At 53.4% G+C, this 23,847-nt stretch carries 22 protein-coding genes and 1 tRNA gene; 14 read left to right on the plus strand and 9 right to left on the minus strand.

Annotated features, from left to right (window positions below):
- Window positions 1–56: 56 nt before the first annotated feature.
- On the minus strand, window positions 57–482 hold the full coding sequence (locus FKCLFG_RS06445; RefSeq protein ID WP_472615393.1) for a hypothetical protein: 426 nt from the start codon (window positions 480–482) through the stop codon (window positions 57–59).
- Between the two features lie 152 nt (window positions 483–634).
- Here FKCLFG_RS06445 and FKCLFG_RS06450 point away from each other — a divergent pair, with 152 nt between their 5' ends.
- The gene (locus FKCLFG_RS06450; RefSeq protein WP_472615394.1) at window positions 635–1,633 is read left to right on the plus strand and encodes a helix-turn-helix transcriptional regulator; all 999 of its coding nucleotides are present in this window, start codon (window positions 635–637) and stop codon (window positions 1,631–1,633) included.
- A gap of 186 nt (window positions 1,634–1,819) precedes the next feature.
- Here FKCLFG_RS06450 and FKCLFG_RS06455 read toward each other — a convergent pair whose 3' ends face one another.
- Window positions 1,820–2,206 (minus strand): hypothetical protein, encoded by a 387-nt coding sequence (locus tag FKCLFG_RS06455; protein WP_472615395.1) that lies wholly within the window; start codon window positions 2,204–2,206, stop codon window positions 1,820–1,822.
- Between the two features lie 302 nt (window positions 2,207–2,508).
- Between FKCLFG_RS06455 and FKCLFG_RS06460 the strand changes: the two genes are divergently transcribed.
- The gene (locus FKCLFG_RS06460; protein WP_472615396.1) at window positions 2,509–3,162 is read left to right on the plus strand and encodes a hypothetical protein; all 654 of its coding nucleotides are present in this window, start codon (window positions 2,509–2,511) and stop codon (window positions 3,160–3,162) included.
- A 273-nt stretch (window positions 3,163–3,435) separates the two neighbouring features.
- Here FKCLFG_RS06460 and FKCLFG_RS06465 read toward each other — a convergent pair whose 3' ends face one another.
- The 4 genes from FKCLFG_RS06465 to FKCLFG_RS06480 all read right to left on the minus strand — a co-directional run bounded on the left by FKCLFG_RS06465 (window position 3,436) and on the right by FKCLFG_RS06480 (window position 7,194).
- Entirely contained in the window at window positions 3,436–4,401 is a 966-nt protein-coding gene (locus FKCLFG_RS06465; RefSeq protein WP_472615397.1) for an alpha/beta hydrolase, read from the minus strand.
- A 244-nt stretch (window positions 4,402–4,645) separates the two neighbouring features.
- The gene (locus FKCLFG_RS06470; RefSeq protein WP_472615398.1) at window positions 4,646–5,149 is read right to left on the minus strand and encodes a thermonuclease family protein; all 504 of its coding nucleotides are present in this window, start codon (window positions 5,147–5,149) and stop codon (window positions 4,646–4,648) included.
- A 168-nt stretch (window positions 5,150–5,317) separates the two neighbouring features.
- Window positions 5,318–5,737 carry a hypothetical protein gene (locus FKCLFG_RS06475; RefSeq protein WP_472615399.1) on the minus strand — a complete coding sequence of 140 codons (420 nt, stop codon included), beginning with the start codon at window positions 5,735–5,737 and terminating at the stop codon, window positions 5,318–5,320.
- Complete coding sequence (locus FKCLFG_RS06480; protein ID WP_472615400.1) at window positions 5,737–7,194, minus strand: multicopper oxidase domain-containing protein; 1,458 nt, start codon at window positions 7,192–7,194, stop codon at window positions 5,737–5,739. The genes FKCLFG_RS06475 and FKCLFG_RS06480 overlap by 1 nt, the downstream gene beginning before the upstream one ends.
- A 335-nt stretch (window positions 7,195–7,529) precedes the next feature.
- Between FKCLFG_RS06480 and thrC the strand changes: the two genes are divergently transcribed.
- The 6 genes from thrC to FKCLFG_RS06510 all read left to right on the plus strand — a co-directional run bounded on the left by thrC (window position 7,530) and on the right by FKCLFG_RS06510 (window position 14,274).
- Entirely contained in the window at window positions 7,530–9,014 is a 1,485-nt protein-coding gene (thrC, locus tag FKCLFG_RS06485) for a threonine synthase (RefSeq protein ID WP_472615401.1), read from the plus strand.
- 183 nt (window positions 9,015–9,197) lie between these two features.
- Window positions 9,198–10,430, plus strand: coding sequence for a molybdopterin molybdotransferase MoeA (locus FKCLFG_RS06490; RefSeq protein WP_472615402.1), 1,233 nt, complete (start codon window positions 9,198–9,200; stop codon window positions 10,428–10,430).
- An 8-nt stretch (window positions 10,431–10,438) separates the two neighbouring features.
- The gene (gene moaD, locus FKCLFG_RS06495) at window positions 10,439–10,696 is read left to right on the plus strand and encodes a molybdopterin converting factor subunit 1 (RefSeq protein ID WP_472615403.1); all 258 of its coding nucleotides are present in this window, start codon (window positions 10,439–10,441) and stop codon (window positions 10,694–10,696) included.
- Between the two features lie 74 nt (window positions 10,697–10,770).
- A complete protein-coding gene (locus tag FKCLFG_RS06500) occupies window positions 10,771–11,769 on the plus strand; it encodes a Stealth CR1 domain-containing protein (protein ID WP_472615404.1) in 999 nt (332 codons plus the stop codon).
- A 184-nt stretch (window positions 11,770–11,953) separates the two neighbouring features.
- Window positions 11,954–13,585, plus strand: a complete 1,632-nt coding sequence (locus tag FKCLFG_RS06505) for a methyl-accepting chemotaxis protein (protein ID WP_472615405.1) — start codon at window positions 11,954–11,956, stop codon at window positions 13,583–13,585.
- 95 nt (window positions 13,586–13,680) lie between these two features.
- Complete coding sequence (locus tag FKCLFG_RS06510; protein WP_472615406.1) at window positions 13,681–14,274, plus strand: chalcone isomerase family protein; 594 nt, start codon at window positions 13,681–13,683, stop codon at window positions 14,272–14,274.
- A gap of 71 nt (window positions 14,275–14,345) precedes the next feature.
- Here the strand turns inward: FKCLFG_RS06510 and FKCLFG_RS06515 are convergent, their stop codons facing one another.
- On the minus strand, window positions 14,346–14,705 hold the full coding sequence (locus FKCLFG_RS06515) for a YbaN family protein (RefSeq protein ID WP_472615407.1): 360 nt from the start codon (window positions 14,703–14,705) through the stop codon (window positions 14,346–14,348).
- A 145-nt stretch (window positions 14,706–14,850) separates the two neighbouring features.
- Between FKCLFG_RS06515 and moaE the strand changes: the two genes are divergently transcribed.
- Entirely contained in the window at window positions 14,851–15,339 is a 489-nt protein-coding gene (gene moaE, locus FKCLFG_RS06520; protein WP_472615408.1) for a molybdopterin synthase catalytic subunit MoaE, read from the plus strand.
- Window positions 15,340–15,352: 13 nt separating this feature from the next.
- Here moaE and FKCLFG_RS06525 read toward each other — a convergent pair whose 3' ends face one another.
- Complete coding sequence (locus FKCLFG_RS06525; RefSeq protein WP_472615409.1) at window positions 15,353–17,089, minus strand: histidine kinase N-terminal 7TM domain-containing diguanylate cyclase; 1,737 nt, start codon at window positions 17,087–17,089, stop codon at window positions 15,353–15,355.
- 662 nt (window positions 17,090–17,751) lie between these two features.
- On the opposite strand from FKCLFG_RS06525, the gene FKCLFG_RS06530 reads away from it, so the two are divergent.
- Window positions 17,752–18,438 carry a RibD family protein gene (locus tag FKCLFG_RS06530; RefSeq protein WP_472615410.1) on the plus strand — a complete coding sequence of 229 codons (687 nt, stop codon included), beginning with the start codon at window positions 17,752–17,754 and terminating at the stop codon, window positions 18,436–18,438.
- Between the two features lie 234 nt (window positions 18,439–18,672).
- On the opposite strand, the gene FKCLFG_RS06535 is transcribed toward FKCLFG_RS06530, so the two are convergent.
- Entirely contained in the window at window positions 18,673–19,578 is a 906-nt protein-coding gene (locus FKCLFG_RS06535; RefSeq protein ID WP_472615411.1) for a LysR family transcriptional regulator, read from the minus strand.
- A 199-nt stretch (window positions 19,579–19,777) separates the two neighbouring features.
- On the opposite strand from FKCLFG_RS06535, the gene aceB reads away from it, so the two are divergent.
- The 4 genes from aceB to FKCLFG_RS06555 all read left to right on the plus strand — a co-directional run bounded on the left by aceB (window position 19,778) and on the right by FKCLFG_RS06555 (window position 23,398).
- The gene (gene aceB, locus FKCLFG_RS06540) at window positions 19,778–21,364 is read left to right on the plus strand and encodes a malate synthase A (RefSeq protein ID WP_472615412.1); all 1,587 of its coding nucleotides are present in this window, start codon (window positions 19,778–19,780) and stop codon (window positions 21,362–21,364) included.
- Window positions 21,365–21,564: 200 nt separating this feature from the next.
- A complete protein-coding gene (locus FKCLFG_RS06545; protein ID WP_472615413.1) occupies window positions 21,565–22,962 on the plus strand; it encodes an MATE family efflux transporter in 1,398 nt (465 codons plus the stop codon).
- A gap of 32 nt (window positions 22,963–22,994) precedes the next feature.
- Entirely contained in the window at window positions 22,995–23,126 is a 132-nt protein-coding gene (locus FKCLFG_RS06550; protein WP_472615414.1) for a hypothetical protein, read from the plus strand.
- 198 nt (window positions 23,127–23,324) lie between these two features.
- Window positions 23,325–23,398, plus strand: a tRNA-Cys gene (locus FKCLFG_RS06555).
- Window positions 23,399–23,847: the final 449 nt, after the last annotated feature.

The following is a 23,847-nucleotide window of genomic DNA, read 5'->3' on the forward strand; positions in this document are numbered from 1 at the left end:
TGGTTTTTGCAGCAGCAGCTTAATCTTACGATTCGCCAAATCCAGGGGGCTTAGCGCTACCAGGATTTGATCCAATCGTCCCAATATCCGGGCGCGTCATGGTGAGCATTTTTCATCGCAATTTCCAGCGGAAGAAGATAAAAACGCACGCTCGGAATTTTCGGCTCTTCGTCTGGCGTTTCAAGGAAATCGCTCAACTTCCGATAGATCGGGTCTTGCGGATCATTCGGCACATCCAGATACACCTCGCCGCGCCAGCCGCCGATGGTATTTTCATCGGCAATGCCAGCGCATAACTGGTGCGGGATATGATTTTCTTCCAACCATTTCATTACGTTGCTGCGCACCGGATCGGAGTCGGGGCAATAGGTTTCAAAAAAAGATTGCTCATCGGGCCCACTTGCATGGCCAAATGAAAGAAATATGACATCGTGTTTTTTCTGACGCGCGATGGCATCGATATGTTCGATCAACATCGACATAGCAGCTCCTTGTTTTCGTTAGCAAACCATTCTATTTTTACGGATACTCTTCACATAGTAACTGCCGCCTACGACAATGCGTGTCGTATCTGAATCAGGTTTTGCATGGCGCGTGCGACAATCAAAATAATCATTTTTAGCCGAGTGTTCCCATGTCTGAAACATTGCTGCGTTATATCGAAGTATTAAAGTTGCTGTCACGCGACCGAAAACTGAGTTCTTCCGAAATTCATCTGCGCCTGGCGGATAGGGGATATCACACCAGCAAACGTACGATTGAGCGCGATTTGCAAATGCTGTCGATACCGTTTGGGCTCGAAGTTGACGACCGCAGCAAGCCGTTCGGCTGGAAATACGCAAGTAATGTTTCAGTAAGCCTATTTCCAGGATTGAGCGAGCCGGAAGCGCTGAGTTTTTTGATGCTGAAACAGTTTTCCGATCGCTTGCTGCCTACCAGTATTTGCGAGGATCTGAAGCCCTACTTCAAGGAGGCAAGCCGCAAACTGTCGGCGGAGGTATCGAACAGTGCAGTCAAAGACTGGCCGGGCAAGGTTCGCAGTATCGAGCCACACCAGCCGCTTCTGCGACCAAAAATTAATCCGCAGGTGCAAAAGGAAGTTTATGCCGCACTATTACGTGGAAAGCAGATTCACATTACTTACCTACACGCTGGACAGGAGGATGCGCGCGAATATGTGCCGGTTAACCTGCTTGCTCTGGTCGAAAATGGTCCGGTACTGTATCTGGTAGTTACGTTTTTTGAGTATCAGGATATTCGCCTGCTGGCGCTGCACCGCATTCAGTCGGCATCGATGCTGGAATTTGACGTCAACTGGCCGGTTGGTTTTGACCTTGACGCCTATATTGCGTCCGGCGCATTCGGGTTTGGTGGCGATGCGAAGGAAATCAAGCTGGAAATCCGTCTTTTCAATGGCCGGGGGCGGCATCTGTTGGAGACGCCGCTTTCCACGGATCAGGATGTGCGCAAAATTGACGAGTCAATATTGGAGATCACAGCAACCGTCCTCGATACGCGCCGTTTGCGCTGGTGGCTGCTTGGTTTCGGCGGAGATATTGAAGTAGTGGGGCCGGCTTCCTTGCGTAAGGATATTCGCAAGGAAAATCACAACGCCATTGCGCGTTACCGGTGACCTGAATGTGCGTTCTATTAGACTCTGGGCATTCGGCTGCTGCCGCACTTGTACGCTAAATCAATCTTGAACATCTCTCCAATTTTCTTCTGATATCCTGATCTGGGTCATCCAGTAATTCCAAAAACGCATCTGGATTGGCATTTACGTAATCAGCTGCCAGGATATAGATGTGCGGATCGGGGTTCATGGTATCCGGCGAAGGGTTTCAAGCGGATTGCAATTAGAAAGATTTTCTAGCGTGAGCAAGATCATTTCAATCAGATCAACATCGCCCAGCGCAATCATCCGATTCAAGTCTTCCTGGCACAGTAATTGTTCGGCCTTCGGGTTATACAATATCCCGCACAGAACACTTGCTTCGGTGTCGTTCTTCAACCTGTTGAAGGCCGCTGTGCTAAGCGAATCAATTGCCGCCGTGTTGCTCCGGATTTCCGGGTTTGGATGTTTTGCTAAATCGTCATAGATTTCCTGATACTCATCGGCATCCGGAAGACAGAGAACGATTCGGCGCAGTGCTTTATCCCCGAGTGGAATGGTTTTCCCGTTGATATTCAGTTCTGCTTTAAACATGACACATCTCCCTATTCGTTAACTGGTCGTTGACCCAAGTAAAGATTATGGTGTAAGCATGCGTCACTCTATGACGCATTAAATACGTGTTTTGGAGGGTGGCAAAGGAAGTTGACTTAAATAAATAACAGGGGAGGATTTATGCAAAAAAGTCAGAATCGAGTACTAAAATCAAGGATCAGTCTTACGTTTATATCTATCGGGAGCTCTCTGGGAAAATTTTCTATGTCGGTCGCGGTAGTTCTGCTACTCGTGCAAACAGTCACGAGACGAAAACACATAACAAAGAGTTGGAAAGGCGTTTGGCGGATAAGGAAAAAAAGTGGCATGTAGAGATTACTGGACCATTTCCTGCAGTAACAGCAGATATTGTTGAGACGGCCTTGGTGTCCGCCCTAAAAGGGGCGGATCCAAAACTATTTAACGTTCATCTTTGCAGTACTAAATGGCGTTTCCGACCACTTGGAGTGCCGCGACTTCTTGTTGGGCGATTGGACGATAGAGATATTGCCAAAAAAGAATTGAAAGTAATTGCGAAAGAAGGCGCAATCTTGGTGCATATAAATCTCGATATGGAAATTACGGACCGAGAATTTTCGATGGCGAATTTGCCTGACGATAAAGCAGTGCTTGAACGGATTGATCGGTGGTGGCGAATGGCAGGGCTTGCTGCTGCTTGGGCGAAGAATTCAGATTCTTCGCCAAAATGGCTACTTGGGGTAAGCGGTCCGCCAAAAAATCAAGTCGTAATAGGATGTGTAGAAATCGATCAGGACGGATGGGGAGCAACGGAAACGCGCAAAGGATTAAAGACTGTTGTTGCCATTCCGGTCAAATCAAAATTTATTGATGAGCATGAGTTTCGGGGGAGAAAACTGGACCCGGAGCTCAATATAAAATTTACTCAACAGAGTTATATTTCACCAGATAAATTTCGTGAGGTGCTCGGGATATAGAACAATTCGACAATGATTTTTGATTCGTCCCTTGCTGTCTGTTCCTTAACTGACGGCTGAAATTTCATTCCCAGCTTAGCGCTCAGACGCTAAGCTGGGTCCAATTCCTATCTTTTCTTCTTGATACCCAGTCATGAGTGGAACCGACACCTTCACCGAAAGTTTCTTTTACCATGCACCGCCTGACGACTTCGTGCCAGCGGAACCTCCTTGCGCCCGATAAGCTAGACCGTCAATCATGCGGCCTGCTAACCTGAATGTTTCAAATTAGGCTCAGTTAATCCGAAACGCATTTAACCGCGCATCAAAAATAAACCCGGCAACATCGTCACCGCGTTTTCCATTCAATACCGCAGCGAAAAAATTCTTCACAATTTTATTGTTTACTTCGCCCCACAACTGGTGCTTTAGACCGACGCCCCTGCCGTTGGTAAAGTCAAAATAGGTAGCCTTGGTTGATGCCAGATTCATCAAGGTTTTTCCCAATCGGGGCGGGTTGACGGTCTCTGACCAGCTCAATATTTTATCGTTTTCGTTGATGGTCACAAAGATGCGTTGCCCCGCAACGATCTTGTCCACCCATTTCAGATGGTCGATGCTGTTGACATCGGCCTGGCTCAAAATGACATTGGTAAAGATGCGCGTCTCGACTTGATAGGCGTTGCTTAATATGTAATTTTCAAACAGATAATTCCCCAGGCTGTGCGACAGGAAATTGATGGTCACGCCGCAATTCAACAACGACGATTCATCCATCGGCGTCATCCAGTCATACAGATAGATGCTGAATTTTTCCAGCAACGCATCGAGTGCGCCGAACGACACCTGTGCAATGCGGCGCGCTTTTCTGTATTCGACTAGCTTGAAGCCGCCGGTGTTGGATGGCCACGAGAACAAAACCATCTCAACGCCGTAAGTCTCCTGCAGCAGCCATGCCTGCTCCAGCGTTTCGGGAAAGGGTTTGTCGTAACCGTGGACATAAAACAGGCAATTCTTCTTGCCGGCGACGCAGCGCTTGGCAAGTTTTTGAAACTCCATGCGGGAGGGCAGGGTCTCCGGCGTCAGATTGGCGGGCTCCTGCGCCAGCTTTACAACCCATCGTTCGTTGACCCGCGTCACATTGGCCAGTCTCAGCTCGTTGGGGCCTTTATCGTTGACTTGCTCGCCGAAGCCCGTTTCGTTACTGACGCCGTTCTTGAAATTGCTTTCGATGATATTTCGATTAGTTACGACCAGCATGGCCCGCTCCTCTCGCTTGGATCATTATTGATTATGCCCAGTGCTTATTAGACGATGGACTTTGTGCGCGCTTATTGCGGTACGTCAGAGCGAAGTCTTTCTAAGCGGATTAGTTGTACCGCCGAAGTATGGAAGAGACGGGGAAGAGACGGCATAACTGTGCATGCTGGCCGACTACTTTTTGCTTTTGATTAATGTGTTTAACGCAATATCGCACAGTAGAGCGGGGCAGTTTTGGCATGCGCTAGCGCCGCTTCCTGCGTATATCGACCGGCACGCCCCAAATCCCGATCCCCCGGGATTGTGCAATCCTTTCCAATGCAGAATATTGGAAAGGGGCGTCCGGCAACGCCACCGCCCATCCTTTCTGCAACAGCCATTCACTGAGATCCTCATTTCCCAGTGTGCAACTGGCTGTGATGCTGTCGTCAACGTGACGCATCTGTTGCGTGCAGTGTACGAAGTCGCCCTCGATCTTGAAGTTAAGCGCCAGCGCTGCCCGACTTCCGCATGGCACAGGCCGCACGAAGGTATAGCAGGTCTGTTCGGTCGGTGGAATATAGATGCCGTAGAGACGGATGCGGTAGCCGGATATCTTCAGTAAACCGTCATCCTGCATGGAGGCGAAGCCCGAGATCTCGCCATCGGCCATGGCTTGCAGCGGCGTCGTGGCGGCGACAAGAATTGCCAGCGCAAAGTTGAGTAGGGGGGGGCGGAAGTGAGTGAGGAAGTGCGCGGTAGTTTTCAACGTGGCTTCTCATCGGGTCAATGAACCGAGCATATTCAATTATGTTTGATCGGCTCTGATCCTGTTAGTGCCGTGAACAGCCTGCAGCGGCGATTTATAATTTGTTGAACCCGACTCGAACAAGTTGCTCGTGCGCGCCGGCTCAGGCTTTGGATACTACCCGCGCTCTTATGACCCCGCGTTTTTAGCTTTATCTGTCTGATTCATTATTTTTATTAGTAATAGGGTCATTTTTTTCTCCGCCAGCTTTTTCTCAAGCGATTTCTGTATAGCCGCAAACGACTGCCGCTTTGGGTCAAAAACCAGAGAGAGTGCCGCCAACTCCACGGACACTCTTATGCTGTTTTTCTCGATGCCTTCGACTGACTTGACGATTGATTCGAGTGACTTTCTGGTTGCCTCATTGGCGGGGAAATTGCCATCGATGGCAAAAAATACAACTTGGCGTTTTTGCGCCAGCGCTTGCGTAATCAGCGCATGGTCGTAGACCGCAGCAATTTTATCTTCAACGCAATGACCGCAGGCTAGAGCCACTGAACACTGCAGGGCCAGGACCAGCCCTGCCAGAAGAATAGTGGCTCGCCGCATTAGTGTCCTGCGTCAGCGGGAGCCGATGCTTCCGGATGGGAATCGATCCAGTGGAAATATTTAAGGTATTGCTCAATTTCCAATGCGCTCAAATTCTGATTGGGCATTGGAATGCCGCCATACTCCTTCAGCATCGCCTTGGCATCTGCATCGCTTTCGAGCATTTTTTCAGGCGATTCCAGCCATTTTGTGAGCCACTCGTCGCTGCGGCGTTTGGTCACGCCTGCCAGATCAGGTCCGAGTTTTTTGCCTTGTCCTATCGAATGGCAGGCCAGGCATTTGCTCTCGAAATCAAGTTTTCCCTTGACCGCTGCAGGCTCTGTCGGCGTCGCAGTTGCCTCCATGTTGTGATGCTCGATGTCGTTCATATCTTCTTTTTTACCGCTGGCGTCGACCAGGCCGATGGCGCCTTGCGATGCATTAGCAAAATGATGATCGACCATAATGTATTGACCCGCTTCGGGCACTATGAACTCCACAATGGCGCTATTGGACGACCCGAGCAGCACGGTTTGCATGCCTCGGAACTGGTTATCCGGATTGCCATCCATCCAGACCCGGTCGAAGATGGTCCCGACCACATGGAAGCTGGATGTTTTGCTGGGGCCAACATTGAGCACAAACAAGCGAACCCGCTCGCCTGGCTTTGCCAGCAGAGGTTTTCTCACAAGTCCGTTGTGTACGCCATTGAACACGGTATAACTTGAAATCGCTTTCTTCAAATTGTCGCCGTCAAGAACGTGAACGGGTTGGCCGTCAATCTTGCGGTCCTGTGGGTCAGGCTTGACGTAGAACTCGCTCTGAACCACAACGTATTCGCGGTCGGCCTTGGTTGGATAGCCTTCACGCGGTTCGACGATAAAGGCGCCATACATTCCTGAGGCGATATGTTCGAGGATCATGGGCGTGCCGCAATGGAACATGAAGACGCCCGGATAGTTCAGCGTAAATTCGAATTCGATAGTTCGTCCGGGCGCGATGGAACGATATTTATCCTGTGGTGACAACATCGCTGCGTGAAAGTCCATCGAGTGCATCATCGGTGCGGCCGTAAACTGAACGCCCGGCATAACCTCGTCGCTACGGTTTGTCATGCTGAACTTGATTCTGTCGCCGACACGAGCGCGGATGGTCGGCCCCGGCACCTGATTGCCAAAGGTCCACGCGCTGAACTTCACGCCGGGTGCAATCTCTATGATTTTATGGGAAGTGTCGAGCCGAATCGTTTTGACCGGAGACGGGTCCAACGGCTTGAGTCGGGCGTCCAGGTTGAGGGCAGCGCCTTCGGCATAGGGACCTTGGTGGCGTTCTGACGTGATTTTCGCCGGGGGCGACTTAAAATCCATTTTGCTTTGATCGTATCGATCGGGTTTGGGCTTTTCCTGGCTACATGCGCACAGAATAACGGTCGCGGCCACCAAGGTGAGTAGGCGAGAAAACTGTTTTGCGATTTTCATGAAGCCCCCTTGAAAGGAGAATAATACGGTCACACCTGCCTTCTAGCATGAAATGCTGTACCTGTCTGTTTTTTTATGCAAGTTCCTTTGTTATCCAAAATAGACAGTCAAAAACGCAACAGAAATGCGGCTTGTTCCGGCGTATCCCGGCAAAGATCAAGCTTACGCGTGGATTGCCGGAGGGCCGGTTGACGCCCATTTCCGCATCGCCCGCAATCAGGAGCGCCGAAGTTATAATGGTCGCCGACTCCCCATAACCAACCTTCAGCGCTCGCCCGGCACCAGACTGCGTCAGTTTGCGTGATTTTTGGCTCCGTGCAGCCACGCCCGCCACTATGCAATACGTATCCACTCGCTCCGGCACAGTTCAATCCTCTGCACCGCAATCCTTTTCCGAGATTCTATTGGGCGGCCTGGCGCCTGATGGCGGCCTGTATCTGCCGGCCGAATATCCGCAGGTCACAGGCGAAGAATTGAGTGCCTGGCGCAAGCTGTCTTACGCCGATTTGGCGTTCGAGGTTTTGAAAAAATTCGCCACCGACATTCCCGCCGCCGATCTCAAGGCCATCACGCGCAAAACCTACACTGCTGCGATCTATCGCAATGCGCGCGCGGGTGATGACGCCAGCCAGATCACGCCGCTGCATGTGCTGGACGAACAACTCGGCCGTGGCGGCGCCAAGACGCTGATGCTGCTGGCGCTATCGAACGGCCCGACGCTGGCCTTCAAGGACATGGCGATGCAGTTGCTGGGCAACCTGTTCGAATACACGCTGGCCAAGAAGAATGCCGAACTGAATATTTTCGGCGCGACTTCCGGCGACACCGGCAGCGCGGCCGAATACGCGATGCGCGGCAAGAAGGGCATCCGCGTCTTCATGCTGTCGCCGCACAAGAAAATGAGCGCGTTCCAAACCGCCCAGATGTTCAGCCTGCAAGACCCGAATATCTTCAATATTGCGATTAATGGCGTGTTCGACGATTGCCAGGATATGGTCAAGGCGGTATCGAACGATCTGGAATTCAAGGCGCGCCAGAAGATCGGCACCGTCAACTCGATCAACTGGGCCCGCGTGGTGGCGCAAGTCGTGTATTACTTCCGCGGTTATTTGCTGGCCACGACCGGCAACGATCAAAAGGTGTCGTTCACGGTGCCATCCGGCAATTTCGGCAACATCTGCGCCGGCCACATTGCCCGCATGATGGGCTTGCCGATCGACAAGCTGATCGCCGCCACCAACGAGAACGACGTGCTGGACGAATTCTTCCGCACCGGCGTGTACCGCGTGCGCAAATCGGCCGAGACTTATCACACCAGCAGCCCATCGATGGACATTTCCAAGGCGTCCAACTTCGAGCGCTTCATCTTCGATCTGCTGGACCGCGACGGCGACCGCGTGCGTGCGTTATTCCAGAAAGTCGAAACGCACGGCGGCTTCGATCTGTCCGGCAAGCCGGGCAGCGACGGCGACGAGTTCGTTAAAATCGCGCAATACGGTTTCCTGTCCGGAAAATCGACGCATCAAGACCGGCTCGATACCATCCGCGACGTGCAGGATGAATACGACATCACCATCGACACCCACACCGCCGATGGCGTCAAGGTCGCGCGCGAACATCTGACTCCGGGCGTGCCAATGATCGTGCTGGAAACCGCGCTCGCCGCCAAGTTCAACGAAACTATCCTGGAGGCGCTGGGCACCGACGCCGAGCGCCCGGCCGGTTTCGAGAATATCGAAGATTTGCCGCAGCATTTTGAGGTGATGCCGGCCGATGTCGACCTGGTGAAAACGTTCATCGCCAAACATACGGGCTTATAAATAGCGCAAGCACGTCCATAGTTTCTGTAGGAGCGCACCCGGGCGCGCTCCTACAAGAACGCGCTATTTCGTTCTTAATTGTCTAAACGTATAAAATCAGGAGTATAGGAAAAAAAAGCGCATTTTCCGCATATATACATTGCGGTATTGTTTTTTACTGCCATAGGTATGATTATAAAATCCATGACCGAGAAAAATCCCATGTTGAACGCCGCCGAAGCGCTGGGCTTGCTGCTCGCCGCCGCCAAGCCGGTCACCGAGGTCGAACAGTTATCGACGCTGCAAGCCAACGGCCGCATCCTCGCTGACGCCCAAACATCGCAACTCGACGTGCCGCCCAAAGACAATACGCACATGGACGGCTACGCAGTGCGCGCCGCCGATTGCGCCAGCGGTACGGCGACGCTGACCGTTAGCCAGCGCATCCCGGCCGGCCATGTCGGACAAAAACTGCAAGCCGGCACTGCGGCGCGCATTTTCACCGGCGCGATGATTCCAGATGGAGCGGATGCGGTCGTGATGCAGGAAATGTGCGCGCTTGACGGCGATAAAGTCACCATCAACCATGCGCCACCCGCAGGCGAATGGATACGCCGCGCCGGCGAAGACATCCGCGCCGGTAGCGTGATTCTGCCTGCAGGCACACGCTTGCGCGGGCAGGAACTCGGTCTGGCCGCGTCTGTCGGCTTGGCAACCTTGCCGGTGGTGCGCAAGCTGCGCGTCGCGGTATTTTTCACCGGCGACGAGCTGGCAATGCCGGGCGAGCCATTGAAGCCGGGCGCAATCTACAACTCGAATAAATTCACGCTGCGCGGCTTGCTGGAAAACCTCGGCTGCGCCATCACCGATTACGGCATCGTACCCGACACGCTGGAAGCCACCCGCGAGACCTTGCGCCGCGCCGCGCAGGAACACGACTTGATCGTGACTTCCGGCGGTGTTTCGGTCGGCGAAGAAGACCACATCAAGCCGGCGGTCGAAGCAGAAGGGCGCCTGAACCTGTGGCAAATCGCGATCAAGCCCGGCAAGCCGCTGGCGTTTGGCGAAGTCAACCGCGCGGCAGGCAAGGGCGGCGCTGCTTTCTTCATCGGTTTGCCGGGCAATCCGGTATCGAGTTTCGTCACTTTCCTGTTATTCGTGCGGCCTTTCATCCTGCGCTTGCAAGGCGTGCCGGATGTTGCGCCCAAGACATACAAGTTGCGCGCCGATTTCACCCAGAGCAAAGGCGACCGCCGCAACGAATTCTTGCGCGCCAAAATCAACGCCGAAGGCGGGCTGGATCTATTCCCGAATCAAAGCTCGGGCGTGCTCACCTCCACCGTCTGGGGCGACGGCCTGATCGACAATCCGCCCGGTTGCGCTATCGTCAGCGGCGACATGGTCAATTTCATTCCTTTTAGCGAACTCCTCCACTGATGAATATGATGAACATCCAGCTCCGATTTTTTGCCAGCATCCGCGAAACCCTCGGCACCAGTCAGGAATCTGTCGCCGTGCCGGCGCAAGTGCGCACCGTCGGCGACGTGCGCCATTTTCTGATCGCACGCGGCGGCGCATGGGCCGAATGCCTGGCGGAAGGCCGCACATTGCGCATGGCGTACAACCAAGTGATGACCGAGCCGGAAACGCTGCTTAGTGAAGGCTGCGAGGTGGCGTTCTTTCCTCCAGTGACAGGCGGTTGAGGAAGTTGGCCCGGAAAAGTGCAGACAGAGCCACTTTTTTTGCGCTTTTTTCCGTTCGTAATGGTTCGTAACTAATGTCGAAGACCGAGTCCCAGAACAACGCAGAGCGCATCGACATTGTCTACTTGTGGGTCAACGGTGCCGATCCGGTCTGGCGGCAAAAGCGGCAGCAAGCGCTGGTACGCCGGGATGCCCAGCAACAAACCGATGATTTGGCGCGCTACGGCAATGTGGCCGGGCGCTATCGCGACAATGGCGAGCTGCGCTTCAACCTGCGGGCGCTGGAAAAGTTTTACCCGAATCACGGCCATATTTATCTGGTCACCGACGCTCAGGTGCCGGATTGGCTGCAGCCCAGCGACAATCTGACGCTGGTCGATCATCGCGATCTGATGCCGGCGGCGGCGTTGCCGGTGTTCGATTCCGGGCATATCGAATCGTATCTGCACCACATCCCCGGCCTGGCCGAGCGCTTCATTTACCTCAATGACGATGTGTTCTTCGGAGCCACGGTGGACCCGGATCAATGGTTTGGCGTTGATGGCGTGGCGCTGTTTACGGAAACCGCGCCGGTCCCGGATTACGATACTTTACAAACCGACGAGACCGCACTGGTGAATGCGTCTGTGTTGTCGAAGCACTGGCTGTCGCGGCGCTATCCGAAATATTGCCATACGCAGCGCATTTTTGCGCACGCGCCGCGTCCGATGTTCAAAAGCGTGCTGTACGAACTGGAGCAGGCCGCACCGGAACTGTTCCGGCAAGTGCGTAAAACGGTTTTTCGCTCCTGGCGAGTGCCGCCGATCGTGCCGGATCTGGTGCCGCGCTGGATGCTGCATACCGGCCGGGCCGCAGTACAGGCACAGGCGCTGGAGCCGCTGTACATCAGCAGCGGCGCAGCGGATGTAGAGCGGCAGTTTCAGGATTTGATAGCCGGGTTCGGCCGGATTCCGTTTTTTTGCATCAACGACACCAGCGACGATGCTGTTGACGATGCCCCGCAATTGCAGAGTATTGCCCAGACCTTGGGCAAATTGCTGCCCAATCCCTCCTCCTTCGAGCGCATCGATTAGCCTGCGTTTTCAAGATGCCATGCTGCATCGCAAAAAAGAACGATAGTGCGATTTTTAGAGCGTCGCCACTACTAAAACGCACTAGCATGTCTCTTTCCAATTGCTATAGTGTTGTTCAAATAATTTCTTCATAGACACATTTTCCTTCCAAGTAATCTCGCCTATAGACAAAGGCTCGCACATAATGAATATTAAAAAATTGCGTATTGGACAACGACTTGCGCTCGGTTTCGGGGTCGTCATTGCTTTATTAATCATGCTGGCCAGCTTGGCTTATGTTCGCATTGCCAGCCTCAATAGCGAAATCAACCAGCTGGTCAAGGATCGTTATCCAAAAACCGTGATTGCCAACGCCATCAAGGCCGATCTGAACGAAATTACCCGCAATATGCTCAACGTTTTGATCATGACCGACCCGGGGCAAATCAAAAAAGAGCTGATCAACATCGAAGACAAGAATAAAAGCACGCAATCAGCTATCGCCACCCTGAGCCAAATCATCGCCGATCCACAGGGCCGCGAGCATCTGAATGCAATCACCGCGTTGCGGGATAAATTTTTGCCGGTGCAAACCGGTTTTGTGGCTCTCATCAATCAGGATGCAAAAGACGAAGCGATGCTGAAGCTGTTGTTTTCGGTGCGGCCGCTGCAAACCAAATATTTCATCCAGCTCGACAATTTCATCACATACCAAAACAGCCAGATGGAGCAGTCCGGCGCGCAGTCCACGCTGGCGGCCAATCGCACTGCGCTGTTAATCCTGATTCTTGCTGCCATTGCCAGCGCCATGAGCGTGCTGGTCGGCTTTTTCGTCTCGCGCAGCATTACCAGGCCGCTCAATGAAGCTGTCGATATCGCCAAACGGGTGGCCGATGGCGACCTGACCAGCACCATTGCAGTCAAGACATTCGATGAAACCGGCATGCTGATGCAGGCGCTCAGGCACATGAATGAAAGCTTGTCGAAAATTGTCGGTGAAGTACGTTCTGGCACCGAGACCATTACCTCAGCATCGGGCCAGATTGCCCGCGGTAATCAAGATTTGTCGTCGCGCACCGAGCAGCAGGCCTGCTCGCTGCAACAAACCGCTGCCTCGATGCTCGCCTTGACCAGTACCGTGCGCGAAAATGCCAACCATGCGCAGCAGGCCAATCAACTCGCGGCCTGTGCCTCGGAAGTCGCGGCCAAGGGCGGTGCGGTGGTGGCGCAAGTGATCGGCACCATGGGCTCGATCAATGATTCTTCCAGGAAAATCGTCGACATCATCAGCGTCATTGACGGCATTGCGTTTCAAACCAATATCCTGGCGTTGAATGCGGCAGTGGAAGCGGCACGCGCCGGCGAGCAGGGACGCGGTTTTGCGGTGGTGGCGTCCGAAGTCAGAAATCTGGCGCATCGCTCGGCTGCGGCGGCCAAGGAAATCAAATTGCTGATCGGCGACTCGGTCGATAAAGTCGAAATCGGCAGCAAACTGGTGCGTCAGGCCGGCATCACTATGGATGACGTGGTGGCAAGTGTCGCGCGCGTGACCGACATCATGGCGCAGATCACTAGCGCCAGCCAGGAACAAAGTTCAGGCATCGAACAGGTTAATCGCGCCCTCAGCCAGATGGACGAAGTTACCCAACAGAATGCGGCGCTGGTGGAAGAGGCAGCCGCTTCAGCCGAGTCGATGCAGAATCAGGCGGTCAATCTGGCCCAGGTGGTGCGTGTTTTCAAACTGCCTGGCAGGAGTGCAGCAGTTGCTGCGATTGTGGCGCACGTCACGCAGCGGGCCATGATAGATATCACTGCCCCCCGGATTGCTGCCGAATAATTTACGGCGTGGCATGCGCTGTTTTTTTAGTTTCGAAAAAGACCCGTTAGAGGTCTCTTCGTAAACAACTACTGAGTATTTTTTGGAGAGACAACATGATTAAAAATTTGCGCATCACACGGTTATTGGCTTTGGGCTGCCTCGTAATGGGCTTTTGTCAGAGCGCATCGGCAGTTGAAATCGCCGGTATGAAACTGGATGAAACCGTACGCGTGGCTAACACGGAACTGAAGCTCAATGGCGCGGGGATTCGCGTCAAGGCCATCTTCAAGGTGTATGTGGCGGGGTTGTATCTGCCAACCAAGAAAACCACCGTGCCTGAAATTCTGGATCTGGCCGGCCCACGGCGGCTGGCGCTGGTGATGCTGCGCGAAGTCAGCAGCGAAGAATTCGGGCAGAGTTTCATGACCGGCCTGAACGCCAATTCGGACAAGACCGAAAAATCAAAAATCGTCAACCAGACCGTCAAGATGGGCGAAATCTTCGCTTCCATCCCTTCGATTAAAAAAGGCGACACGATTACCGCCGATTGGGTGCCTGGCTCCGGCATGCTGATTCATGTCAATGGCAAACAAGTAGGCGAAGTCATACCGGGCATTAATTTTTACAATGCGTATCTAAAAATCTGGCTGGGCGACAAGCCCGCTGACAGTTCGCTCAAGCAAAACTTATTGGGCGGCAAAGAATGATTTTGTAAGCGCTGTGCTTGGTTTGGGCGGGCTGAACAAAAGGCCGGCCCGTTTTTTTATCTGTTTTTTGTCTACCGCAGCGTCTTCATGCGCAGGATTACCAGACTGACCGCGATCCCGATGGCAGCCAGGATCAGCTTCACGACCACGGCCTCCATCTTGTAGATCGAGAACAGCAGCGACGCCCACATCAGCAGCAGCGACACAATCTTGCCGCGCAGCGGGATGCCCCGTCCGCTCTGAAAATTGAGTATGTAAGTCCCCAGTATCCGGTTGCTTACCAGCCAGCGATACATCCGTGGCGATCCCCTGAAATAGCAAGCCGAAGCCAGCAACAGGAAAGGCGTGGTCGGCAATAGCGGCAGAAATACGCCCAGAATGGCGAGCACCACAGCTATGCTGCCCACGATATTGAGAACAATTTTGGTCAACGGGTTTGTTTTCACGACATCCTTGCTGCATCTCTTGTTGCAAATTACCGGAGGTTCCATTGTAAGACGGCGCTGCTTGCAAGGCCGCGTTTGGTTCGGGCTAAAATACGCAACCGATAGCAGTTAAAAAGAGAGCAACGCCATCATGCCTGTGCGTGTACAAACCGAAGATTTCGACCTGACAACTGAAGTCAGCCAGCTGCGCCTTACCAACCCGAAAGTGGGCGCGGTGGTCGCCTTTGTCGGCACCGTGCGCGATTTGAATGACGGCGTCGATATTGCCTCCATGGAGCTTGAACATTATCCCGGCATGACCGAAAAGGCGCTGGAAGATATCGTGCAGCAGGCGCGCACGCGCTGGGAGTTTTTCGATGCGCTGGTGATTCACCGGGTCGGGCCTTTGATGCCGCTGGACCAGATCGTGCTGGTGGCGGTTACCGCGTCGCATCGCGGCGAGGCGTTTGCCGCCTGTGAATTCATCATGGATTATCTAAAAACCGCGGCGCCGTTCTGGAAGAAGGAACAGACGCCCAGCGGCGCGCGCTGGGTGGATGCGCGCGAATCGGACGATCACGCGCTGGCGAAGTGGGGCATATCGTCCAGCAATGGCGCGCACGGCGGGCCGGAGTTGTAATTTCACTTCCCCGTCAACCGTGTACCTTGTTGGTTCCGCTGGCGGTATCTGCGTTCTGTTTGCGCTTCGCACTCATGTTCACGATCGATGGTGAAACGGGACAATCTGGCGTTAGCCCAAGGGTATCATCCTGGCATTCGACCCGGTTGCGGCCCGCCTCTTTGGCTTTGTAGAGAGCTTTGTCGGCCAGGTCGATCAGCGTATCGATGCTGTTGGCATCCGTCGTGTACATCGAGATGCCGGCCGAAAACGTTGCGCAAACAATGTCATCGTCGAGCGGGATCTTGATGGCGGCGAATTTGGCGCACCAGTTATTGGCGCGAATGAATGCCTGCTCGCGGCTGGTATTGGGCAGCAAAACCAGAAATTCTTCCCCGCCCATGCGAAACACATAATCGCTTTGCCGGATGCTGCTTTGCAAAAAATTGGCGATGGTGCGCAACACCTGGTCGCCCGCAGCGTGGCCGTAGGTATCGTTAAAGCGCTTGAAGTGATCGATGTCGATCATGACCGCCGCCAGCGGTTTATTGCTGCGCACAAATTCAGCTTCCAGCCCGGTTTTCAATTCATCCAGAAAGCGCCGGTTGTGCAGACCGGTCAGGACATCGCGAATCGCGTCTTCGTGCAACTGTCGCTGCAGCTGCAGATTGGTTTCGAGCTGATCTTCAAGTTCGGACATGGCATTACGCAGCTTGATTTCTCCCAGCTTGCGATGCGTGATATCACGCAACATCAACAGCACTCCGACCTTCTTGCGCCAATGCGACAACGGCACTTTTTTAAGCTCGAAATGGCGTTCAGGATGCCCCAGGACGATATCGAACCGGTCTTTCGTGCCGTGCGACAGTAACGGCTGCAGCACATCGTTGAGCATTGGAAACTGCTGCAAATGGCAGCCGACGGACATTTCCGGCATGCCCGGCAAGTCGGCCGCGGCGCTGTTGCATTCCACGATACGGTGTTCCAGATCCAGCACCAGCACCACATCCGGCACTGCGTCGAGCAAGACGGTGCGCGCTACCGGCAGCAAGTCGAACAATTGATTGCGGCTGATGAGCCAATAAAAAACCAGCGTCATCAGCAAAAAGCTGAATGGCGTCGGATCAAGTCCGAACAACAGCACGGTATCTGTGACATAGCCGATATTGGCGATCCAGGGGAATAGCATGGCCAGCGCAAAACCGAGGTAATGGCGGCGATAAACCGGGCTCGCACGCGGCAGGGCGTTGACGATGGCAACTATGCTGAGCAGCATGAAAACATACGAATAGACGGTAGTGAGATAAAACCACGGGCCGTGAACGTACAGCATCCGCAACCCGGTTTGGGAGATTTGCGCGGTAGTTTGCACATACATCAGGTGATGGATTGGATTCGTCAGGGCGAGGATGCAGGTCACCAGCGGCATTGCCAGCAGGATCAGTCGCCACCTGGTGCGCAAGGGGTTGACGTTGCCGCTGACATAAGTCCAGATAAACAAGGCCCAGAATGTCGGGGCGGCCACGATGCCAGGCCAGGCCAGGCTGGCCCACATTATCTTGTTCTGCGGCAGCACGGCGAAGTTTTCGAGTCCAGCTGCCGTGGTCCACCAGGCAGCGGCCAGCAACATCGCAATGAAATTGCCGCGCCCAGGAAACGGCGGCAGTTGCCTGGTGCGCAAGGCCACGAAGAGAGTGATGACGCCGACGGCCAGCAGCAGGATAGGCGCGATTAGAGTGGTTTTTGCATTAAATGGTATTAAATCAAGCATCGGGTTTGTTGTTATTTTTTTGCATGAGGGAGTGTGTCTGTTGCATCGGTGCATGGTCAGACAGTGAAACTCTTGAATTACTCCCGGGAAAATAAATAAATTTTGATTCGCGATGTTAAATGTGTTGTTCGAAGTGCTGCTAATCTTGATTGATTTTTCTTAAAATACATAAATAATCAGGAGTATATGAATATTTGTTAATGTTTATGTGCGCAAATAAGTATGTACTCTATGAGTATATATTTTGCACTGGGGCAATGTTGATCCTAATTTGTAACAAATTGCTTACAAAAAATATGCGGCCAGGCAGAACTCGGAGTGTGGATTGATGGTTTCGTCGCATTATTTTGGGTGTTTTTCACTTCGATTGCGTAAGTCCGACAGGTTGCCAGGCGGAAAGAGTGCTCAAAGTGGGCTGGATAATTAAGATATTCGCAACTATCCGGCCGGCATGCCAATCGAGAGCGCAGTGGTGCGATTTTGCAGGTGAGTTCGTTTGGTTGTCAGTGTCCGGCAACGACAATTTTTAAAACTGTTGAAGATGTGGTGGTGCCTTTACTGAAAATTAGATGTGGTAGCCTTACGCGAATCTGACTGCCTGCCGACAGGCGGCCCGACATGTTCAGAATTTATCAACCATCAAAGATTGCTGGGAGTTTTCCATGAAACCATATGTCATCTGCCATATGATGTCCTCCATTGATGGACACGCGCTCACAGACGGCTGGGCCCGCCCTTTTAAAAAAAACGCCGGTGACCTGTATGAGAAGCTTGCCCAGCAGTTTGAGTTCGATGCGTGGATCTGCGGTAGGGTCACCATGCAGGAAATCGCGCACGGCGACGACTATCCGAGAGGCCTGGCCAAAGCGCCTATCCCACGCATCCATTATTTTGCCAAGCGCAATGCGGACTGCTACGCCGTCTCAATTGATCCTCACGGAAAAGTGGCTTGGACGAGCAACGAAGCGCTCGATTCGCACGTCGTCGCGGTTGTGACAGAAGCGGTGTCGGATGATTATCTGGCCTATCTGAAATCCATTAACGTGTCTTACATTTTTGGTGGCAAGACAGAGATTGATCTGGCCCAAGTTATTGCAACCCTTGCGAAGGAACTCGGCACAAAGCGTCTAATCGTCGAAGGCGGACCCACCGTAAGCGGGTCATTTGTAAACGCCGGGCTTGTCGATGAGGTCAGTGTTCTGATCTTGCCGCTGATCGACGGGCGTGGAGAGCATCCTGCATCGTTTGAGATCGCCAAAGATACCTGGACGAAGCCAACCTATCTTACATTGGATTCGGCAGATATCCAGGAAGGCGGCGGTGTGTGGCTGCGGTACAGGAAGCAGTGATGTCCCAAAAAAAAATGGCTATGTTTGCATTACACGTTGCTGCGTAAATAATCCCGGGCAAAGTTGGATATTTTGCTTCACTCTATAGCAACGCGTAACGCGAATAGAGCCAAAAATATCTGGGTATGCAATAAAACATGCTATTTAGCGCATGTTTTATTGCATATTAAAATAATACGGCTTGCAGTATCATTTATTTAAGCAGCTGGGCGTCAATCGCCCGGGTCCGCCCGCTTAATGCTTTTGCCAATATTCCGCCTGTGCGTACACGTGCCGTAAAAAATCGATAAACGCCCTGATGCGCAGCGGCATGTGCTGGCGTTGCGCAAATACTGCATAAATATCATTGCCGGCCGCGGCAAAATCGTCCAGCACCGTCACCAGCTGGCCGGATTCCAGCGCGCTGCGCACTTCCCACATCGAACGCCACGCCAGACCGCGGCCTGCCAGCGCCCAGTCGTGCAATACCTCGCCGTCATTGCAGACCATATTGCCGGCCACCTTGAGCGTGATATTTTTGCCATTTTGGCGAAAAGTCCAGCCGCGCTGGCTGCCATCGGCGGGCAGGATCAGGCAATTGTGTTTGGCCAGATCGTCCGGAACCAGCGGCGCGCCATTTTTTTTGAGGTAAGCCGGCGCTACTACCACCACGCGTTTATTGTCGGCCAGCTTGACGCCGACCAGATTCGAATCGGCCAAAGTGGCGATCCGGATCGCGACATCGATCCCTTCGCCGATCAAATCGACCAGGCGGTCATTCAGATTCAGGTTCAATGCGACATCGCGATGCTCGGCCAGAAAAGAGGGCAATAACGGCGCCACATGCATCCGGCCAAAACCGGCCGGGGCCGAAATGCTGAGGTGGCCGCTGGCGCGGGCGCTGCCTGCGGTGACGGCGGATTCGGCATCTTCCATGTCGGCCAGAATGCGCTGGCAATCTTCGAGGAAGGCCGCACCTTCGTCGGTGAGGGCGATTTTACGGGTGGTGCGCTGCAATAGCTTGACCCCAAGCCGTTTTTCCAGCGCATCGAGCCGCCGCCCTATCATCGCCGGGGCGATGCCTTCGGCGCGGGCCGCTGCGGACAGGCTGCCACGGGTGGCCGCTTCGACAAAGGTGGAAATCTGTTTGAAATGATCCATGATGTATGTGGCTTGTTGCCGGTTCACTGTTTGACTTATGATTAAAACGCAATAATAAAGTGATAAATCATTTTGTTTGCATTGTTTTTATTTAATATACTGGATTCCAATCACACCGTAAAATCATTCTCCAACCCGTTTTAAACCATCTTGTCGTCAATCTCGACGCGCAACCGAAACCCACTACCAGGAGCACCACATGACGCAAATCACTTTGCCAGCCGGCATGGAAATCAAGGCTGAGATTGCATCCGGCTACGAACAAATTCTGACCACCGAAGCATTGGCGCTGGTAGCCAAGCTGACCCGCGCTTTTGAGCCGCGTCGCCAGGAATTGCTGGCCGCGCGCGTGGTGCGGGCGCAAGAACTCGATAACGGCAAATTGCCGGATTTTCTGCCGGAAACCGCGCACATCCGCAACGGTGACTGGAAAATCGCGCCGATTCCAAAGGCGCTGGAATGCCGCCGGGTTGAAATCACCGGCCCAGTCGAGCGCAAGATGGTCATCAACGCGCTGAACTCCGGCGCCGACAGCTACATGACCGACTTCGAAGATTCGAACACGCCGAACTGGGAAAACCAGATCACCGGCCAGATCAACATGAAAGACGCGGTACGCAAGACCATCGCACTGGAACAAAACGGCAAAAGCTACAAGCTCAACGATACCGTCGCCACACTGGTGGTGCGCCCACGCGGCTGGCATTTGGACGAAAAACATGTGCTGATCGACGGCAAGCGCATTTCCGGCGGCATTTTCGATTTCGCGCTGTTCATGTTCCATAACGCCAAGGAACAACTGGCACGCGGCGCTGGCCCGTATTTCTACTTGCCAAAACTGGAAAGCCACCTCGAAGCGCGCTTGTGGAACGACATCTTTGTGATGACGCAAAACGAACTCGGCCTGCCACAAGGCACGATCAAAGCCACCGTATTGATCGAAACCATCCTGGCTGCATTCGAAATGGACGAAATCCTGTACGAATTGCGCGAGCACTCAAGCGGGCTGAATGCCGGTCGTTGGGATTACATCTTTTCCTGCATCAAGAAGTTCAAGAACAACGCAGATTTCTGCCTGGCCGACCGCGCCAAGGTAACGATGACCGCACCGTTCATGCGTTCCTACGCATTGCTGCTGCTGAAAACCTGCCACAAGCGCAACGCGCCAGCCATCGGCGGCATGGCCGCGCTGATCCCGATCAAGAACGATCCGGCAAAGAACGATATCGCGATGGGCGGCGTGCGGGTGGACAAGGCACGTGATGCTACCGACGGTTACGACGGCGGCTGGGTTGCCCATCCTGGCCTGGTTGAATTGTCGATGGCTGAATTCAAGAAGGTACTGGGCGACAAGCTGAACCAGATCGAAAAACAGCGTCCAGACGTGAACATCACTGCTGCTGACTTGCTGAATTTTCAGCCAGAAGCGCCAATCACCGAAGCTGGCCTGCGCTACAACATCAACGTCGGCATCCATTACCTCGGCGCATGGTTGTCAGGCAATGGTTGCGTGCCAATCCATAATTTGATGGAAGATGCCGCCACCGCAGAAATCAGCCGTTCGCAAGTCTGGCAATGGATTCGTTCCAGCAAGGGCGTGCTGGAAGATGGCAGTAAAGTCACCGCCGACATGGTGCGCAAAATGATTCCGGAAGAGTTGGTCAAAGTAAAAGAAATCGCCGGCAGCGGCCCGACTTACGACCGCGCTGCGCAAATTTTCGAAGAAATGTCGACTTCGGAAGACTTCGCGGAATTCCTGACTTTGCCTTTGTACGAGGAAATTTAACGGGTTTTGACCGCATTGCGCCGCAATCTGGCGTCATGCGGCTGAAACCTGCAATGCAAGAACAACCGGCTGCGGCCGGTTTTTGCATTATTAGGCGCACATTATTGGGCACACCATGCGCTGCGTGGATCGGCTTTTGCGCTACCATGCCAGTCTTGATTTCCCGACTATTTCCTGTAAGTAAGTACGATAGGTTAAAAATGCATCTGGCAAAGGTCAATCCCGGCGTGCTGCACGGCAGCCACCGGACGCTCAAACTGGCAATTCCGCTGATCCTGGCGCAAATGGCGATTGTCGCCATGGCGGTGGTCGATACAGTGACCTTCAGCCGGCTCGGCGTAACGATGCTGGCGGCTGGCGCGCTGGCGACCGCCGTGTTTTCTCTGGTGCATATCATTTGCACCGGCGTACTGATTGCAATCAGCAACCAGGTGGCCTTTGAAAGCGGCGCCAATAATCGGGAAAATATCGCCACGGCGGTCGAATCGGGAGTGATTCTGTCGGTCGTGATCGGGCTGGTGGCGATTCTGGCGATTTCCCTATCCGGTCCCTTGCTGCTGATGGCCGGGCAGGACAAGCAGATGGTAGCGAACGCGATGGCGTACCTGCCGGCCGCGGCTATCGGCATCATTCCCAGCCTGCTGTTTACAACTCTACGCGGCTTGACGGTGGGCCTCAAGCAGCCGGGACCGATCACCTTCATTACCGCTTGCGCGGTGTTGTGCAAAATTGCGCTCAATGCCGGCCTGTTTTTCATGCTGCAGGCGGGCTGGATTACCACGACCGTGCCCCATATTTTGATGGCGCTGGGGTCTATCAGCAGCCTGATATTCGGCCTGATGGCGTTAGCCTTGTGGCTGTATTGCCGCCGCTCCCTTGCCTGGTATTTGCGCCGACCGCGGTTGTTGACCGTTAAAAGCCCGATTTTTCGGGAAACCCTATCGCTGGGCGTGCCTATCGGCATCAGTTATGGCGTGGAAGCCGGCATGTTCACGGGCGTGGCATTGCTCATCGGTCATTTTGGCCCGACTGCGCTGGCCGCGCACCATATCGCCAACCAGTGCGTATTTCTGACTTTCATGATGGCAGTCGGGCTGTCGCATGCCAGCTCGATTCAGGTGGGCGAAGCAGCCGGCAGCGGCAATCTGCGGGAAGCAAGACGGCTAGGCCGGCAAGGCATTTTGATCGGCCTGATTCCGATGACATTAACGGCGGGCTTGTACTTATTTTTTGGCGATGTGCTGGTGGGCATGCTGGTCGGGCAGGGCGCATCTTCGTCCAAGGCGGTGGCGGCTCTGGCGATTCAACTATTGGCGGTGGCTGCGTGTTTTCAGTGGTTCGACAGCACCCAGGTGATCGCGGCGGGTGCTTTGCGCGGGCTCAAGGATGCGCGCTATACGATGATGGCGTCGATTCTGGGTTACTGGGGCGTCGGCATGTCGACCGCGCTATTCCTGAGCCGCAGCATCTATGCCGAACCGAGCGGCGTCTGGTGGGGATTGGTGGTGGGGCTGGGCACCACCGCGTTGATTCTGGTGCTGCGCTTTGAGCAGTTGACCCGGATGCCTGCGATCAATCGGATGGCAGTGGATTATTGAAGTGATTTATGGCCTCGCCGGTTTAGGGCGATATGCATAGCATCACTTTATGCCAGGTCAATGGAGCAACCGGCTTGATCGTGCCGCAGGAAGTGCTGGATAAACTATGGCATGCGCTTACACCGGAGACCAGCGCGCATGCGCGGATCGCCAGTTTGGATTAGCGTTTGTGTTATCGATTGGCAAATATTCGATAACAATTTACCGTAGCCCACAAGCGCCGAACGCGGTGCTATTTCTGATTTTTTGATCTACAAGTTATTGATTTTTATAGATTTTTTTTGTTGTTGTGAAGCTCTGGTTAAATATTTTGGAATTATAAATAAAGCGAGTACAATTTCGCCTTCGGCAAAGGCATTAATGGCGGGGTAGCAAAGAGGTTATGCAGCGGCCTGCAAAGCCGTTTAGATGGGTTCGATTCCCGTCCCCGCCTCCAGTTTTATCGTTATGAATCAAATATTTAACCCACTACTCAGTGGGTTTTTTATTGCCTAAATAAAACACAAGCTCCCTAAAACATCCTATAACCCCCGCAAAACACCCGTTACCAGCCTGTTGTCCTCTAGGGCATGGCAAATCTTAAAACGCTCCAAGCACGCAAATCTGCTGGTTTTCAATTGACCGTTCACAAAAATTCTGCCGGGCAATAAAGAAGAACCCTCTGCCCAGTAAATTTTTATCGGATTTAAGACAGTACCCGGTTCACACTGCAGCGCAATGACGCTCTCAATTCTTCCGCCTCGTGCCAAAATTTCATTCCACCAGACTGCCGACGGTAGCCGGTAAATTCTGGCAACAACTTAGCCAGCCAGAAGATGTTGATAGGGTTGTCAAAGTTGATAAAGATCATGCATGTTGACTCCGGACAAGTTTAAGGTAAGCATT

Source organism: Gelidimonas denitrificans, assembly GCF_055694065.1.

Excerpts from the sequence above, each read along its gene's own strand:
- FKCLFG_RS06505 (WP_472615405.1), top strand. The coding sequence starts at position 11,954 with ATGAATATTAAAAAATTGCGTATTGGACAACGACTTGCGCTCGGTTTC.
- moaE (WP_472615408.1), top strand. The coding sequence starts at position 14,851 with ATGCCTGTGCGTGTACAAACCGAAGATTTCGACCTGACAACTGAAGTC.
- FKCLFG_RS06445 (WP_472615393.1), bottom strand. The coding sequence starts at position 482 with ATGTCGATGTTGATCGAACATATCGATGCCATCGCGCGTCAGAAAAAA.
- FKCLFG_RS06525 (WP_472615409.1), bottom strand. The coding sequence starts at position 17,089 with ATGCTTGATTTAATACCATTTAATGCAAAAACCACTCTAATCGCGCCT.
- FKCLFG_RS06530 (WP_472615410.1), top strand. The coding sequence starts at position 17,752 with ATGAAACCATATGTCATCTGCCATATGATGTCCTCCATTGATGGACAC.
- thrC (WP_472615401.1), top strand. The coding sequence starts at position 7,530 with ATGCAATACGTATCCACTCGCTCCGGCACAGTTCAATCCTCTGCACCG.
- aceB (WP_472615412.1), top strand. The coding sequence starts at position 19,778 with ATGACGCAAATCACTTTGCCAGCCGGCATGGAAATCAAGGCTGAGATT.
- FKCLFG_RS06545 (WP_472615413.1), top strand. The coding sequence starts at position 21,565 with ATGCATCTGGCAAAGGTCAATCCCGGCGTGCTGCACGGCAGCCACCGG.
- FKCLFG_RS06450 (WP_472615394.1), top strand. The coding sequence starts at position 635 with ATGTCTGAAACATTGCTGCGTTATATCGAAGTATTAAAGTTGCTGTCA.
- moaD (WP_472615403.1), top strand. The coding sequence starts at position 10,439 with ATGAACATCCAGCTCCGATTTTTTGCCAGCATCCGCGAAACCCTCGGC.
- FKCLFG_RS06550 (WP_472615414.1), top strand. The coding sequence starts at position 22,995 with ATGCATAGCATCACTTTATGCCAGGTCAATGGAGCAACCGGCTTGATC.
- FKCLFG_RS06455 (WP_472615395.1), bottom strand. The coding sequence starts at position 2,206 with ATGTTTAAAGCAGAACTGAATATCAACGGGAAAACCATTCCACTCGGG.
- FKCLFG_RS06490 (WP_472615402.1), top strand. The coding sequence starts at position 9,198 with ATGACCGAGAAAAATCCCATGTTGAACGCCGCCGAAGCGCTGGGCTTG.
- FKCLFG_RS06500 (WP_472615404.1), top strand. The coding sequence starts at position 10,771 with ATGTCGAAGACCGAGTCCCAGAACAACGCAGAGCGCATCGACATTGTC.
- FKCLFG_RS06480 (WP_472615400.1), bottom strand. The coding sequence starts at position 7,194 with ATGAAAATCGCAAAACAGTTTTCTCGCCTACTCACCTTGGTGGCCGCG.
- FKCLFG_RS06510 (WP_472615406.1), top strand. The coding sequence starts at position 13,681 with ATGATTAAAAATTTGCGCATCACACGGTTATTGGCTTTGGGCTGCCTC.
- FKCLFG_RS06475 (WP_472615399.1), bottom strand. The coding sequence starts at position 5,737 with ATGCGGCGAGCCACTATTCTTCTGGCAGGGCTGGTCCTGGCCCTGCAG.
- FKCLFG_RS06465 (WP_472615397.1), bottom strand. The coding sequence starts at position 4,401 with ATGCTGGTCGTAACTAATCGAAATATCATCGAAAGCAATTTCAAGAAC.
- FKCLFG_RS06535 (WP_472615411.1), bottom strand. The coding sequence starts at position 19,578 with ATGGATCATTTCAAACAGATTTCCACCTTTGTCGAAGCGGCCACCCGT.